We start from the raw sequence: 15,868 nt of genomic DNA, 5'->3' as shown, positions 1-15,868 counted from the left end.
CTCGCTTTTCGACGAGAGTGAAGGAAACGCATGAAGATCTCACGTGTATTCACCGCAGTTCTGGCGTTACTCATGACAGTCGCGGCTGGAGTGATCTTCGGCTCCGGCGCTGCGGTGGCGAGCCCCAAGCCAACCGTCGTTCTCGTCCACGGCGCTTTTGCCGACGCGACCAGTTGGGACGGCGTTGCCGCCGACCTACGTTCGCGTGGCTATCGCGTCGTGGCGCCGGACAATCCTCTACGCGGGCCCGCTTACGACGCGTCCGTGATCGAGAAGACGGTTGCGGACATCGACGGACCTGTCGTGCTCGTCGGACACTCTTACGGCGGCGCGGTGATCACCAATGTTCACGACCCGAAGGTGCAGTCGTTGGTGTACATCGCGGCGTTTGCTCCGGTTCAGGGTGAGCCGGTGCAGATCACGATCGATCCCATCAGGTTTCCTGGCAGCCAATTGCTTCCTCCGGCTCTGGGATTGAAGATCGTCGACGATCCTCACGCGATCGGCGGGAAGAACGTCGACGGCTACGTCACGGACGAGTATTTCCATTCCGTCTTCGCTCAGGATGTTTCCGACGAGACAGCGGCAACGATGTTGGCGCATCAGAAGTCTGCGGCTTTGTGGGCGAACCTCGAGCTCGGCGGGCCACCGTCGTGGGCGAACACACCGAGCTGGTATCTGGTTGCCGGTGAGGATCGCGTGATCCCCGCATCGGCGCAGCGGTTCATGGCAAACCGGATGGGCGCGAACACCAGCGAACTCCCGACCTCCCATGCCTCGCTGGTCTCACAGCCAGGGGCAGTGGCAGACGTGATCGTGGCGGCCGCTCACGGGTGAGTGTGCGACCGCCACGAAAGTAGAACAGGGTCAGGCGGAAACGATTACCGAGGAGCCGTGTCCGAACAGACCTTGGTTGGCGGTGATACCGATGCGGGCGCCTTCGACCTGACGGCCTTCGGCTTGTCCGCGCAGCTGCCAGGTGAGCTCGCACACCTGCGCAAGTGCCTGCGCGGGAACGGCTTCGCCGAAGCACGCGAGACCACCGGACGGATTGACCGGGATGCGGCCTCCGATACTGGTGTCACCCGCACGCAGAAGGTGCTCGGCCTCGCCCCGCTTGCACAGCGCGAGGTCTTCGATCCAGTCCAGTTCCACCGAGGTAGCGAGGTCGTAGACCTCGGCGATGTCGACGTCTTCGGGAGAGATTCCGGCTTCCTCGTATGCGGCGTAGCCGATGGATTCCTTGAACGTGCGCTCCGGAGCCGGGACGGCGGAGCTGGAATCGGTGGAGAAGTTCGGCATATCCATGATCGTCTGCGGGAACGTCGGCGTGACCGTCGAAATAGCCTTGATGCGAACAGGTTCCGCGATGCCCATCTTGCGGGCGTATTCCATCGACGTCAGCAAGATTGCGGCGCCGCCGTCGGACGTCGCGCAGATGTCGAGCAAATGCAGGGGATTGGACACCACGGGGGATGCCAGCACGTTCTCGACGGTGACTTCCTTGCGGTAGCGCGCATTCGGATTATTGAGTCCGTGCTTGGCGTTCTTGACCTTCACGTTGGCGAAGTCCTCCGCGGTGGCGCCGTAGAGGTCGATGCGACGACGCGCGTTGAGCGCGAAGTACGCCGGGTTGGTCATACCCATGAGGCGGAAGCGCAGCCAGTCCGGGTCGTCCCAACGCTCACCGGCGACGGGAGCGAGGAAGCCCTTCGGCGTGGTGTCGGCGCCGACGACCAGGGCAACTTCGCTGAGGCCGGCCAGGATTCGTGCGCGAGCGGTGTCGAGTGCCTGGGCTCCCGTCGCACACGCGGCGTACGACGTGGCGACGCGAGCGCCGTTCCAGCCGAGTGCCTGCGCGAAGGTGGCTCCGGCGACGTATCCGCCGTACCCGTTGCGGACGGTCTCGCCGCCGACGATGAAGTCGACATCCTGCCAATTCACACCCGAATCGGCGAGCGCGGCGCGAGCGGCCGCAACGCCGTATTTCACGAACGACTGCCCCCACTTGCCCCAGGGGTGCATACCGACACCGAGTACTGCGACGTCCTTGCTCATGACTGCGACTCCTGATCGGCGGCGACAGGCTTCCAGCGCCACGTCGTACGTACTCCGGTTTCGTCCGTGTACAGCGGCTCGACAACCAATTCGACGGTATTGCCGACCTTGAGATCGTCGACGCCGAATCCGTCGGCCACCTGGCCGAGGATGACGATGCCCTCGGGCAGTTCGACTGCTGCGAGAGCAAAAGGCTCGTACGGATCCGAGCGCGGGATGTACGGCGGCGGGGGCTGGTACTGCGCGTCGGTGTACGACCAGACAGTGCCGCTACGGGAGAGTTCCACATCGTCGAACTCCTCGCTGAAGCAGCTCGGGTTCTTGCAGAACGTCGCCTCACGAGGGAAGGAAATGGTGCCGCAGGATTGGCACTTCGTGCCGATCAGAGCAGGTTCGTCGCCGGTGGTGAACCAACCCTCTACTGCAGGCGTCACACTCCCGTTCGGCGCCGGCGTTGCAGTCTCGCTCATGCAATCCTCATCTGGTTGGCGAGCCTGATCCGGGGGATCGTGGGCCCGCTGTGCCGCTTACTGGAACAGGTTGCAGTATTACACGATTTCGGCCGCTGACGGGCAAAAATTTTCGCTGAGTGGGACGCTGCCGGAACGCAGACGGCCCCGCCGGGCAGACGAGTCTGCAGGCGGGGCCGTGTGCGTGAAAGTAGCTGTTTACCTGTAGCGGATCAGCGAGCGCGAACGGGTCGACCGAATCGACGCGCCGGTTTCACCCGGGCCGCAGCGTCGAGGATGGAGGTGATCTCGACCTGATCCAGAACCTTTTCGCGGACACGGTCGTGCGCAGCGCCGCGTTCCAGTTCCGCCTTGTCGATGGCATGCCAGCCCTCGCGGTCGACGACGTCGGACTGTCGCGCCCGGACCAGACGATCGACTGCGGAGTCGTCGGCGACCGGGTTGGTCAGGCGTCCGTCGTTGAAGTCGTCGACGAGCATCCTGATCGTTTCCTGCGCGCAGGACTTGTTGGTGCCGATGAACCCACTCGGTCCGCGTTTGATCCAACCGGTCGCGTAGACCCCGGTGGCGGGATCACCGTTCGGAGCTTCGAGGACTCGGCCGTTCTCGTTCGGAATGACCGACGCACGCTCGTCGAACGGGACGCCGGGGATGGGCACTCCGCGGTAGCCGATCGAGGTGAGGACCAAGCCGGTATCGATGGTCTCGGTATCGCCGGTTGCTTCGATCTGCACGGTTCCGTTCGCGTCGACAAGTGCGTTGCGAGCGAACTCGATTCCGCTGACCTGATCGTCGCCGGTGATCGAGGTCGGCGTGAGCAGGTAGCGCAACGTGATGCGCTTGTTGCCGACGTCGACGTGATCGCGGTTCTTCAGGGCTTCGAGGAGACGCAACTTCTGCTCGACGGCATGCGGGAGTTCGCCGCGTTTTGCCAGTTCTTCGGTGGCCGAGTCGAGAACCATGTCGTCGGGTCCGACAGAGAGTTCGATGTCCGGCAGTGCCATCAGGCCGGTGAACTCGGGGACCGTGAACGCGGACTGCGCGATTCCGCGTCGACCCACGATGACAACTTCTTCGACGCGACTCTTCCGCAGAGCGGCGAGTGCGTGAGCGGAGATGTCGGTACCGGCCAACTTCTCGGGATCGGCCGTCAGAATGCGAGCGACGTCGAGCGCGACATTTCCGTTTCCGATGATGACCGCGCGGCGATGTGAGAGGTCGAAGACGTCGTCGGCGTGATCGGGGTGGCCGTTGTACCAGGCTACGAAGTCGGTGGCCGAGGCCGTGCCAGGCAGATCAGCGCCCGGAATGCCGAGACCACGGTCGGACGAAGCGCCGACTGCGTAGAGCACCGCATGGTGATTTTCGAGCAGTTCGCTGTGCGAGATGTGCTTGCCGATCTCGACGTTGAGGTAGAACTCGAAACCCTTTTGTGCGGCGATCTTGTCGAACAAGCGAGTGACCTGCTTGGTCTTCTGATGGTCCGGAGCAACGCCGGCGCGAACCAAGCCGTAAGGCACAGGAAGGCGATCGAAGACATTGACCTGCACGTCAGGCTGAGTCAGCAACTCGTCCGCGGCGTACATCGCCGACGGTCCGGAACCGACGATCGCAACGCGCAACGGCGGTCGGCCCTTGTCGACGTGGGCTGCCGGGATGACCTTGGCGAGAAGCGGCCTGGGTCGCTCTTCCTTGTAGAAGTCCGCATTGATGGACAGGAAGACTCGCTGCGGGTCGGTCAGCTTCGACTCGGGGACGATGGCGTCGACCGGGCAGGCCGAAACGCATGCGCCACAGTCGACGCAGGCCTGCGGATCGATGTGCAGCATCTCGGCGGTGAGGAAGTCCGGCTCGTCCGGCGTCGGATGGATGCAGTTGACCGGGCAGGCGTAGACGCACGAGGCGTCGCTGCAACAGGACTGCGTGACTACGTGTGGCATGGCGCTATGAGTCCGATCTCGACTGTCCGGGAGCTACGCGGCGGCGTTGTGCGAGCTGCGGTGAGGTTCGCTACGGAAGCGTGATGCGCGGCCGTCCATCTTGCAGGCCTTCCACACCAGGCGCGAGGCACGGTTCATCAGGCCGGTGTCGGTGGCCAGCATGCGGACGTCACCGAAGTAGTTGCGCAGGGTCTGGCGCGACTCGGGCAGATCCCAGAACAGGTCCTTTTTCACGGACTTCGGGATGTCGAACTGCTTCCAGAAGGACTTCGGCGGGATGACGATGGCGTCACAGAGAATGCGCATGACGATCGGGAACAGCAGCGAGAGGACAAACCGGTTCGGGCGTGACATCAGCGGGATGCGGCGGCTCAGAAGCTTGTGCGCGAACGAGATATGACGCGCTTCCTCGGCTACGTGGATGGCCATGACCGACTGCATGATCGGGTGGATCTGGCCGCCGGCGCGCAGGATGCTCTTCTGAATGTGGTCGATGGGCTCTTCACCGGCGAGGACACCGACGAAGAACAGTTCGGGGAACGGACCCGCAGCGAGGGGGATGAAGGGTGCAAGCATCTTCATCGGACGGCTCATCCCGGGAGCGTCGGCACCGATGCGGTTGACCATCTCCTGGAACATCATCGTGTGGTTGCACTCTTCGACCGACTCGTGCGTGCAGTAGCGCGCCTCGGCCGAATCGTTGGGCAGTGAGAAGACGTACTGCATCATGCCGCGGATCAGAATGTTCTCGAACTGGAGACCGACCTTCGCGACATTGGCCTGGCGCCACATGCCGATTTCGATCTGCCTGGCCTCGGACTGCGACTGGTACCACGGGTGTGCACCCAGCGGGTCAGTCTCGGCCGGGAGGATCCAGCGGCGATCGTTCGGGACGACGGCAAACTCGGGGGAGTCCCAGTCGATGTCGAGGTACGGGTCGAAGTGCTTGTGCACCGAGCCCTCGGACAGGAGTCGAAGCGTCTCGTTGTACGAGTCGTCGGATGCTTCTCCGCGCTTGTCGAGCGGCGATGTGAGCGTCATGGCGTCTCCTCTTCGTTTCGGTCACCGCTGGTATTTCTCGCGGTGTTCGGTGGAATCGAGGGCCGGTTGTGTGATCGCTGGCACTCGGTCTGGATTTAATGTAACCCGAGGTATCAGGAAAAGCTAGTGGCAGATACTCCTGAATCCCGACGAATTCTTGACACGGCCGAAACGGCGCCATAACTTACTTTTGAGTAATTTCCGCGGTGCGTCCGAAGTGGGCTGTTCAGGGACGGGTTCGCACCGAATCGCACGCGAAGATCGAACCGAGGCCGACGTGATCAGATCGATTCTCAGCAATCTTGCATTGAGACCGCCGACGCGTCTGCGCTCCCTTGTTCTGTCTCGCGGCGTCACGCTTTCCGACAAGACCATCGTCCTGACGGGAGCCTCGTCGGGGATCGGTGAGGCGACAGCTCATCTTTTGGCTCGTCGGGGAGCCGAGATGATCCTGGTCGCGCGCGGTGAGGAAAACCTCGAACACGTACGGGACGAGATTCACCGCAGGGGAGGATGGGCACACATCGTGCCTGCGGACCTCTCCCGCGGTGAAGCCGTTGACGAACTCGCGGAGACGATCGCGGATCGATTCGGGTCGGTCGACATCCTCGTCAACAATGCGGGTCGCTCGATCCGGCGTACCGCGTTGGATTCGGTCGACCGATTCCATGACTACGAGCGCACCATGGCGCTGAACTACTTCGGGCCGTCAAGACTGACGTTGCGGCTACTGCCCGCGATGCTCGAGGCGAAGTCCGGACACATCATCAACGTCGGAACCTGGGGAGTCACTGCGGGCGTGATGCCCAGGTTCAGCGCCTATCACGCGTCGAAGTCTGCTCTCAGTGCATTCGGCCGAAGCCTCGGTGCGGAATGTCACGGCACCGGTGTCGATGTCACCACAGTGCAATTCCCACTCATACGAACACCGATGATCGCTCCGACGGCGGATTACGTGAGCCAGCCGGCGCTGACGGCCGATCAAGCTGCATCGTGGATCTTGAGGGCGATCAATACGCGTCCCGTCGAGCTGTATCCGCGGTACGCGGGGCTGTTACGAGCGATTGACGTTGTATCCCCCTCTGCCACTGACGCTCTCGTGCGAAGGGCCGGGATCTGAGGGGCTGGGATTTGAGGGGTTGGGATTTGAGGGGTTGGGATCTGACCAGAAACGTGCACCAGCACCGGGGCATGGTTCGTCCCCGGCGCTGATGTATTCGATTGTCGCGATTCACGCCGCTGTGGGTGGGCTGTTCCCGCCGATCGGCTGTTGATACGGATCGATCGACATCGGTGGATAGAACACCGTCTTTCGATCCGGTCCGATCTCCACCCGCCATTCCGTGTGGTGCATCGTCCGGTGGTGATGACCGCACAACAAGATCAGGTTGTCGAGATCTGTTGGGCCACCATCGTTCCAGTGAACAATATGATGGGCATCGCACCACCCCGACGGAGTCCCGCACCCCGGAAACGCACACCGGCCATCACGAACCGTCAACGCCCGCCGCTGCGGCACCGTTGCTGTTCTCGCTTCCTTACCGCAGTCGAGCGGAACACCACTCTCATCCAGGAGGATCCGGGTGACTGTGCAGTCGCACGCCAACATCCGGGCGGTGTCGATGCTGATCGGGCCCACCCAATCCGTCCACGCAAATCCCAGCTCCTCGGTGGACGGCAACAGGTCTTTCAGAACTTTAAGGTCGGTCATGTCTTTCGCGGACGCGGTGACCGTGATGTGCGGTTTCACCCCGCCCTCGATCGGACCCAACCCCGCCCGCTCGTACCAGCGCAACAACTCGCAAAACCCGTCCGCACGCCGTAATGCCGGAGTACGCGTGTCCTTCACGCCGTCCTTCTCCGGCGTCGGAGCCGACAGGCTCGACAACAACGTGATCAACCGGGCCCCGTTGATCGCATCCAGATCACCCTTCACAGTGACCCGCCCGTACAAGCCTTTCGACGCGTAGAACTCGTTACGTTCGGAATCCTCGCCGACCGGAACGCCGTCCTCGCGCTTGCCGTACTGCTTCTCGATCCGCCGAATCGCCGCCCGCACCGCATCGCAATCCGCAATGTTCTTCGACGCCAACGACAACAAAATCCCGCGAGCCTTGTCCACATCCGCCAGGGTCATGTTCTTCGGCGGATGCTGACAAAACGACGCCACCTGCCGCGCCTTCAACGCATCCACGTCACCGCGATGAAACGCATCCGCGACAACAGGTTCGAGCATCAACAACCGCGCCAACCCGACCAGCAGACTGCACTCACCGATCTCCAAATTCGTCGAACCATGCAACCACTGCGCGATCGCCCGAAAACCCTTCCCGCCGAGAACCTCACGGGAAAACATCTCCACGATCAGCAACACCAACCGCGACTGCAACTCGTGCCGGACACGCACCAGATCCAGAACCTCCCCCTTGAGGCCCTCGCCATCCAGCTGCCACGCATCCCGACTGTCCATGCCGAAAGCATAATCGAACAAAGTTTCGAACACAAGAGAAGGTGGATCGAAAATTGCTGCTATCAAATCGATTTCGACATTTCGGACAGTCGGTTATAGGCGGGTCGCCGACGTCGTCCACGTGCGCCGACGAGTGCGAGCGCCACCATCAACCCGGAGCACAACAGCATCACGGCAGTCTCGATGAACTGAAATTGCCAGTACCGGCTCTGTGGGTGATAGATCACGGCATAGTGATCGATTCCCTGTTCTCGAAGGCAGTTGTCGACCTCGAGGTCTTGCTGCTTGCGATCGGAATTGTCTGAGCCCCAGCACATTGTGTAATCGGCGTCGATCATGTTGCCATCCGTATCGGCGAAGCCGGCATCGATGACCCACCTCGAGTCGAGATTTTCATACGGCGACGGTGCATATTCCGCTGCACGTGCCAGTCCGTCGATGGGTTGCACTTCAGTGTCGGGGGCCAAGTAATGCTCGCGCATCGTCGCGCTCAGTGCGACGGGCACGATCAAGAACGCGAGAAGAGTCATGACCATCGCGAAGACGGTGTTGCGGATGAGCAATGCGGCTGCGCTGCCGGTAGTCATTGCTAAAAAGGTGTAGGCGCCGACGACGATTCCCGTCGTCTGAAAATTGGGGAACTCCATCAAGGAAAACGAGGTGGCCTCATTTGTTGCCGCCTGTCCCCGGCCAAGCGTCTGGGTCCAGCCGAGCACCAGGCCCAGGACTGCCATCGCAAGGGTGATGGGAACGAAGACCACCAGGACCCGCAAGAAATACCATCGAACAAGGCTGGTGGACTCGAGAAAATCGAGGTTTTCGGGACCCTGCTCGAAGTCTCGGGCGAATGTGGTGACGCCGACCAGCATTCCTGAGGCGAACGGTAGTAGGAGTACGAGAAGCGTCGTCAAGGTGAGAGCGGTGTCGGCACGGCAACTGCCACCTCCGTCGTACCAGCGTGAGCAGATGTCGCCGAAGTCCCAACTCTCGCCCGAACGCTGAACGAACCAGCCTGAAAGTGCGGCTGTCAGGATCAGGAGGAATATCATCGCCAGTGACCATACGATCTGCCCTCGGCATTGCCGCCAGGTCGCGTAGATCATCGGCGAATGCAGCTCGGTGAAGTGTGGATGCGTTCCATGATGAAACGATACCGTTCATTCTGTAATGGGCCTGCCACGCGGAACCGCCAGATTTCGACATTTTGTGTAGGACTTAAGTACGAGTTCACCTATGAGTAAATCGTCTAATATCCTACTTAAGGTGGGATCTTTGAAATAAAGCGCAAAAACTGGCACATGTTCTAGGATTTTGTCTACGGTTACATCCACATCGTGATCGCTCGGCCCCAGATCCCGCAATACGGGCGACGGATAATAGTACCGACGACATGCGAATGTCCGTTGCGAAGGAGTGGGAAATGTTAGTTCCGTTCTTGCAGGCGATTCTGAATTTCGCCTACGGGTCAATCGATGCCGGTGGAGTCGTCATCGACGGACTCGTCGGAATCTCGAGCGAATAGGAGGATGTGAGATGAATTCATCTGATCTGGGTTCGGTTTCGGCGCTCTTGCCCATGATGCTGACTGCTTTCAAGTCCATCATCACAATGCCTTTCGCGCTCTCCGTGGACTTCGGCCTCGACGTCCCGTTCAATCCGTTCAAATAGATTAGGGAGGGCGAAAATGGGTTCCTTGGAAGATGTTTTTGGTCTTTTCACCGGGTCACTGTCAGCGATCCACGTCAGCTTCTTCGAGATGCTGACTGCATTGTCGAGCGACGGGTGGGTGCAGGGATGACCTTCCGATCCGCCAACTCGCAGCTTAAGGAGGTGAGTATCTGATGCTTTTTTCTTTCTTGAGTAATGCTCTGGGTTCGCTTCGAGATGTCAGCGGCTTGGCAGTGATGGGAAGCATGATGATTCCCTCGTTCAGCGCGGAATGACATTGCAATACGGGTCGCTTCGTCGATAGTCGACGCGGCGACCCGTATTTTCTTTTCGATATGGATTGTAAAAGCCGATACCCCGGACTTGCTCCGAGGTATCGGCCTGAGGTCAGAGGCAGAAGAAACTGAGCGAACTGATTGCCGCGTTCTGCTCGAGCTGGCCTGCGTCTCCGACGTTGCCGGCGGCGACTGACAGATCTTGAAGGGAGAGAATAGCGTCCATTGTCATTTCCTTTGTTGATCGGCGTTCTTGCCGATGGATTTGATCGATCGAGTTTGCTTGCGGTGTTGATTTAATTCCAGGTTTTTCGCCTGGTACTTCTGTGCTCCAATCTGCCGTGGGTGATAACTTCCGAACAATTAGGCGATGTGGCAGTTCGACGCGCACATCAGTGGAAACGACTGTCGGGCAGTTGCCGATCCGGTATATGGGAGCAACGCCAGTATTCCTGCAGATCCGGTTGCCCAGTCTGTTGAGAGTCTCAGGTTCTGTTCACCTGGAAAGTGCAGGCCTCCTGCGTGATTGAGGCTGTGCAAGCCCAGAAGCTGAAACTGCTGTGCAAGCGTCTGTTCACAATCGGCGCCGGCGTATGGAGTCTTGGAGAGTTCGCTGAGAAACAGCATCAGCCCGGCTCGCCCGTTGAGTAGTCCGGCTTGGGCAGTGAATTCGACTGTGGCGGCGCGGGATATCGCACGCACCGCAGCTGCGTAACGCGGTTCGTCGACATGGCGCAGAAGTTGTAGAAGTACCAGGCCCACACCGACAGACCCGGATCCGAGATACGGCATCGTCCGGCGCTCCTCTCTCAGCTGCATCGACCCGTCAGGGCACATCGACATCACAGACAGATCGATGTCGACGAGCTGGCGTGCGTGTTCCAGCGATCGAGGATCACCACTCAGTTCGTAGTGGCGAGTCCAGAACAGTGCTTGTCCGCTCGGTCCCCGCATCAGCCCACCTCGGCCGGCCACTGCCCAAGGTGTTCCGCCGGCGTCGCGGACATGCAAGCGAGCAGCTGAAATTCGTTCGCGCAGAGTCTCGGTCACGACAGCGAGAGTGGGTGACACAGTCGGTCGTGAAACCGATTCCTCGAGTAGGAGGCAACCGATTCCGGAAAGGCCGCTGAAAAGGCTGGAGTCGATGTCGTCGAGTGGGGCTCGACGCAAAGTCTCGACCCACCTGTCGGCTGTCGAATGTCGCCCGTGATGCCGAAAGGTATGCACCGCACCCGCGAGCCCGTCGAAGAAGCCGAACTTTGGTTGAGTATCCGAATCAACTTGATGTTCAGTCCATTCCAGAACTGACTCCAAGGTGTCTGCGGGAAGTACATCGGCGAGCAGGTTTCCGCACGAGCCGTGCGCAATGCCGTAGCCGTTCACCTCGAACTGGGCGATGTCGCCGGGAAAGAGTCGATCAGCGCGGGCGAGATCAAGCGAGGCGAGGATGCCGCAGCGCAATAGAGCGGCCGTGCGTTGCAAGGTTTCGTTCGACGACGTGTCCCAACGATGCGGGCGATTCTTCGGCGCCGGCGCCTGTACGTCGAGCATCGAATAGAGCGAGGCACCGAAGGCGCGGGGAAGATCGAATCGAGACACCGCATAGTCGATGAGTTCGGGAATCTTGTTGCGATCGAGAGGGAACAATGTAGTAAGTGGAACAAAGAGTCCCAGCTCGATGCAGCCCAACGAGTATCGATCCGCCGCGATTCCTGTCAACTGTCGAGGTGCTGTGTATCCGGGGGCTCCGGTGGACCGGGGCGGATGCTCGTCGATGTTGTGGGCCATCTCGAAGTCGATGATCCGAATACCGGACGGTGAGCACATGACGTTGCCAGGGTGAAGATCGGCATGAACGATTCCGGCGTTGTGGAAGCTCTCGACTGCGGTAGTCAACTGTTGTGCAATGTCGAGTGCCCAGGTTCTGTATTCCGTTCGGGAACTGAGTGTCTGGTCCGCGCGTATCAGTGGGTGGCGGAGCGCAACTTCCTGATTCAGGGGAGTGCCGGCAGCGCGCTCGGTGACAAGGAAGTGGTGTCCCTCGCGCTCGAACAACCTGATCGCAGAAGGTGCGTACGGGTTGTCGGCAAGGTGGGTCAACTTGTCGTACTCGTTACGGATGCGGTCGATTGCGTACCGGCCGTTGGCGTCCGGGGCGGTAAAGGGACGGCCTTCTTTGATGACCAGATCGATGCCGGCGTCGTCGAACGCGGAGTAGATCCCCCCGCTGTTGCTGAAGTGCAGGGCTTCATTGATCGAATAGGGGAATTCGTCATGTGATTTCAGCTTGTCTTGCTGCGCGCGAACGAAGTCCGGGATTTGTACCCAGTCCGGAGTTCTGAAGGAAGTGCCGCGCACATCGGGTTCGAGCGATCCGTCAGGACGCCGAATTGCGGGGACGCGATCGCCGAATGAATCGTAGGTCTGCATGGGCAGATACGCGCCGTACCGTAAGTAGAGCGGTCCCCGGTTCCATCGCACATCGCTGAGGATGTACGGCCCGTCGGCACCGGTGACAAGCTTGTCCAGTTCGGTGATGACACGTTGTGTGGCAACACCATCCGCCGGATAGATCGTGATGAATTTTCCGCTGGAAGTTCGATTGGCCTGCTTGCTGTTGGACAACATGAGGTCTGCTGCCGTCCGAAGAAATTTGAACGGCACATGATTGTGACCGCAATACACGGAAACGGTATCGAGCAGCTCCTGCGCGTTGGCTTGGGTAGCGGAGCAGTGAATCTTCCATCCTTGTTCTGGCAGCAGACCGTCGGGCGGTTGGAAGTAGTTCCACGGTCCACTTTGGGGACCGCGCCGCCAGAGCGACCAATCCACCGACTTCGCGGGGATAAAGTGCTGGTCAGTTGATGTATCTGGTCGGGTGACCGTTCTGATTCGGTCGTAGAAATGCGGGTCGGCACGCGTGAAGGCAACGTATCGCAGGTCCACGCCAAACCTCCCGGTCAGTCCCCCTGCGGTTGTCATCGATTGGTGCCACGCCCCGAATCCCCTGTGGCTTGGATTGCTTGTGGCGGAAGGTTATCCGATTCCGGACATTTCGGGCGAAGATTGAAAACCTATCATTCGAAAGTACTAATGAATGGCGTGGGCCAGGCGAGGTCACTGATCGCCCAGCTTTTAGTCGGCCGCATTTGTTTCGAGTTCGGAGGCCCCCTCTTGACGAGAGGATCAAGTCGGTGGTAGTTCTTTAGCGAGCGCTAAGTCAGGGTGCTCCCTCGATCTCGGTCCGGTACCCGGCGCCACGAAACTCGGGTGCCGGACCGCCCCAGCAATGCACGTCCTCGAAGGGAACGAAGATGACCAAGGCAGTGATCGTCGATGTAGTCCGGATCGCGTCCGGCAAGGGAAAGCCGGGCGGAGCACTGTCCGGGACGCACCCTGTCGAACTGATGGCCCACGTTCTGCGTTCCATCACCTCGCGAAACGGCCTCGACCCCGCCCTGGTGGACGACGTGATCGGCGGTTGCGTCGGCCAGGCCGGTGAGCAGGCGCTCAACATCACCCGCAGCGCGGTCCTGTCGGCAGGGTTCCCCGAGTCGGTACCCGCCACCACGATTGATCGCCAGTGCGGATCAAGTCAGCAAGCTGCGCACTTTGCGGCGCAGGGCGTGATCGCCGGGGCCTACGACATCGTGATCGCGGCAGGCGTCGAATCCATGAGTCGTGTCCCGATGGGTACCACGACGATGGGGAAGGACGCTTCCGGTCCGGGCGTCGCGGCTCGCTACCCCGAAGGCCTGGTCAACCAGGGAGTCTCTGCAGAATTGATCGCCGCCAAGTGGAAGCTTGACCGCGACGCTCTCGACGCATTCTCCGCGCAGTCCCACCAGCGGGCAGCAGAGGCAGCGGCGAAGGGGCTCTTCGACAAGGAGATTCTGCCGATCTCGGTGACCAACGCCGCCGGTGAGACCGTCTCGCATATCGTCGACGAGACGGTTCGCGCGTCTACTACCGCCGAGGGACTCGCCGGTTTGAAGCCGTCGTTCTACTCGGAGAAGTACGCGCAGCGCTTCCCCGAGGCGCAGTGGTCGATCACTCCCGGTAACTCGTCGCCGCTCACCGACGGCGCGTCCGCAGCACTGATCATGAGCGAAGAAATGGCGTCGAAGCTAGGGCTGACGCCGCGAGCTCGTTTCCATTCCTTCTCCGTTGCGGGCGATGACCCGATCTTCATGCTCACCGCACCCATCCCAGCCACCCACAAGGTGCTCGCTCGCGCGGGCCTGAGCATCGACGACATCGACACCTACGAGGTCAACGAGGCATTTGCTCCCGTTCCACTCGCCTGGGCTCACGAGTTCGGCGCCGACCCGGCAAAGCTCAACCCGTGGGGCGGCGCGATTGCACTCGGCCATGCCCTGGGGTCCTCGGGTACTCGTCTGCTGACCACGATGGTCAACCACCTCGAGGCCACCGGCGGACGCTACGGATTGCAGACCATGTGCGAGGGCGCCGGCATGGCCAACGCCACAATCATCGAACGCATCTGAAACACATAACCTTTCGAAAGGAACTCTCATGATCGTCAACGACAGCGTCGCCGTCGTCACCGGTGGAGCATCCGGCCTCGGCCTGGCTACGACCAAAGCCCTTCTTGCCGACGGTGCCAGCGTCGTCATTATCGACCTTCCGTCGTCCAACGGTGAAGCCATCGCCAAGGAACTTGGCGACCGGGTCCGCTTCGCGGCTGCAGACGTCACCGACGAGGCTGCGGTCACCGCGGCACTCGACGTGGCCGAGTCCCTCGGACCCCTGCGCGTGGCAGTCAACTGCGCCGGAATCGGCAACGCAGTCAAGACGGTCAGCAAGAAGGGCGCTTTCCCGCTCGACGCGTTCAAGAAGGTCATCGACGTCAATCTGATCGGCACCTTCAACGTCCTTCGTCTTGCTGCGGAACGTATTTCGAAGACCGAGCCGATCGACGGTGAACGCGGCGTCATCATCAACACCGCTTCGGTCGCAGCGTATGACGGCCAGATCGGGCAGGCTGCGTACTCCGCGTCGAAGGGCGGCGTCGTCGGTATGACGCTTCCCATCGCCCGTGACCTCGCGTCGCTGCTGATCCGCGTCAACACCATTGCACCCGGCTTGTTCAAGACCCCGTTGCTGGCCGGACTGCCCGAAGCAGCCCAGGCGTCGTTGGGTCAGCAGGTGCCTCACCCCTCTCGCCTGGGTGATCCCAGCGAGTACGGCGCGCTTGCTGCGCACATCGTTTCCAACCCCATGCTCAATGGTGAGACGATCCGCCTCGACGGTGCAATCCGTATGGCACCGCGGTAATTTCGGCTATCACATGACTGGCGAGGTGGAGTCGGTGAGCTCGGTGGCAGTGGACTGGAGGTCCTTCCCGCCGCTGGTGATGACCGACATCCTGACGGCTTCGCTCGAGCTGTTCGACGAGAACGGTTACCACGGCACGACGGTGCGCCAGATTGCCAATCGTGTCGGGGTAACCGTTCCCGCGCTCTACTATCACCACGCGAACAAAGAGGCAGTTCTCGTCGCTTTGTTCGAGATCTCGATGAGTGAGCTGAATACCAGAACCGAAGCGGCAGAAGCGGAGGCCGGCGAAAATCCGGTACGACGCTTCGCCTTGGTGGTGGAGGCGATTGTTCTCTATATGACCCACCGGTCGCGGCACGCTGCGTTGGACACCGAGATCCGGCATGTCTCACCGGAAAGTCGAAGTCGGTACGCCGCCAGTCGTAAGCGGCTCGAGTTGCTGATGCGCAGGATCGTCGACGACGGTGTGGCATCGGGAGATTTCGCGGTCACCGATACCGAAGAGACCGTCCGGGCAATACTCGGTATGGCGCAGTCACTGCCGCGTTGGTTCCAGACCGGCGGTCCGATGTCGCCGTCGCAATTGGCGCAGAAGTACGTCGACATCGCTTTTCGCACGGTCGGCTATCGGCCGTAAAGTGCCTC

General features: G+C 60.8%; 13 protein-coding genes. 6 read left to right on the top strand and 7 right to left on the bottom strand.

Annotated elements, in window-relative coordinates:
- The first annotated feature begins 30 nt into the window (after positions 1-30).
- Positions 31-837 (top strand): alpha/beta fold hydrolase, encoded by an 807-nt coding sequence (locus AOT96_RS08420; protein ID WP_007730412.1) that lies wholly within the window; start codon positions 31-33, stop codon positions 835-837.
- A gap of 30 nt (positions 838-867) precedes the next feature.
- On the opposite strand, the gene AOT96_RS08415 is transcribed toward AOT96_RS08420, so the two are convergent.
- From AOT96_RS08415 to AOT96_RS08400, 4 genes are all read right to left on the bottom strand, one after another.
- The gene (locus AOT96_RS08415; RefSeq protein WP_007730416.1) at positions 868-2,058 is read right to left on the bottom strand and encodes a lipid-transfer protein; all 1,191 of its coding nucleotides are present in this window, start codon (positions 2,056-2,058) and stop codon (positions 868-870) included.
- Entirely contained in the window at positions 2,055-2,528 is a 474-nt protein-coding gene (locus AOT96_RS08410) for a Zn-ribbon domain-containing OB-fold protein (protein ID WP_065351564.1), read from the bottom strand. The genes AOT96_RS08415 and AOT96_RS08410 overlap by 4 nt, the downstream gene beginning before the upstream one ends.
- A gap of 212 nt (positions 2,529-2,740) precedes the next feature.
- A complete protein-coding gene (locus tag AOT96_RS08405; protein ID WP_064113617.1) occupies positions 2,741-4,468 on the bottom strand; it encodes an FAD-dependent oxidoreductase in 1,728 nt (575 codons plus the stop codon).
- Positions 4,469-4,501: 33 nt separating this feature from the next.
- Complete coding sequence (locus tag AOT96_RS08400) at positions 4,502-5,509, bottom strand: AurF N-oxygenase family protein (RefSeq protein ID WP_003943163.1); 1,008 nt, start codon at positions 5,507-5,509, stop codon at positions 4,502-4,504.
- Positions 5,510-5,786: 277 nt separating this feature from the next.
- Here AOT96_RS08400 and AOT96_RS08395 point away from each other — a divergent pair, with 277 nt between their 5' ends.
- Positions 5,787-6,629, top strand: a complete 843-nt coding sequence (locus AOT96_RS08395) for an SDR family oxidoreductase (RefSeq protein ID WP_442978603.1) — start codon at positions 5,787-5,789, stop codon at positions 6,627-6,629.
- A gap of 111 nt (positions 6,630-6,740) precedes the next feature.
- Here AOT96_RS08395 and AOT96_RS08390 read toward each other — a convergent pair whose 3' ends face one another.
- A complete protein-coding gene (locus AOT96_RS08390; protein WP_065352793.1) occupies positions 6,741-7,979 on the bottom strand; it encodes an HNH endonuclease signature motif containing protein in 1,239 nt (412 codons plus the stop codon).
- Between the two features lie 62 nt (positions 7,980-8,041).
- Positions 8,042-9,028, bottom strand: coding sequence for a hypothetical protein (locus AOT96_RS08385; protein WP_156778937.1), 987 nt, complete (start codon positions 9,026-9,028; stop codon positions 8,042-8,044).
- A gap of 484 nt (positions 9,029-9,512) precedes the next feature.
- Here AOT96_RS08385 and AOT96_RS36320 point away from each other — a divergent pair, with 484 nt between their 5' ends.
- The gene (locus AOT96_RS36320) at positions 9,513-9,647 is read left to right on the top strand and encodes a hypothetical protein (RefSeq protein ID WP_256082940.1); all 135 of its coding nucleotides are present in this window, start codon (positions 9,513-9,515) and stop codon (positions 9,645-9,647) included.
- A 638-nt stretch (positions 9,648-10,285) separates the two neighbouring features.
- Here AOT96_RS36320 and lanKC read toward each other — a convergent pair.
- A complete protein-coding gene (gene lanKC, locus AOT96_RS08380; protein WP_065351562.1) occupies positions 10,286-12,868 on the bottom strand; it encodes a class III lanthionine synthetase LanKC in 2,583 nt (860 codons plus the stop codon).
- Positions 12,869-13,236: 368 nt separating this feature from the next.
- On the opposite strand from lanKC, the gene AOT96_RS08375 reads away from it, so the two are divergent.
- From AOT96_RS08375 to AOT96_RS08365, 3 genes are read left to right on the top strand one after another with little or no spacing between them, the layout of a single operon-like run.
- Complete coding sequence (locus tag AOT96_RS08375; RefSeq protein ID WP_065351561.1) at positions 13,237-14,430, top strand: thiolase family protein; 1,194 nt, start codon at positions 13,237-13,239, stop codon at positions 14,428-14,430.
- A 28-nt stretch (positions 14,431-14,458) separates the two neighbouring features.
- Positions 14,459-15,220 (top strand): 3-hydroxyacyl-CoA dehydrogenase, encoded by a 762-nt coding sequence (locus AOT96_RS08370; protein WP_003942978.1) that lies wholly within the window; start codon positions 14,459-14,461, stop codon positions 15,218-15,220.
- Positions 15,221-15,233: 13 nt separating this feature from the next.
- The gene (locus tag AOT96_RS08365; protein WP_064443586.1) at positions 15,234-15,860 is read left to right on the top strand and encodes a TetR/AcrR family transcriptional regulator; all 627 of its coding nucleotides are present in this window, start codon (positions 15,234-15,236) and stop codon (positions 15,858-15,860) included.
- Positions 15,861-15,868: the final 8 nt, after the last annotated feature.

Source organism: Rhodococcus sp. 008, from assembly GCF_001682295.1.
Classification (GTDB): Bacteria; Actinomycetota; Actinomycetes; order Mycobacteriales; family Mycobacteriaceae; genus Rhodococcus_F; species Rhodococcus_F qingshengii.
Note: the sequence above shows the minus strand (reverse complement) of the source record. Positions and strands in the feature narration are given on the sequence as shown.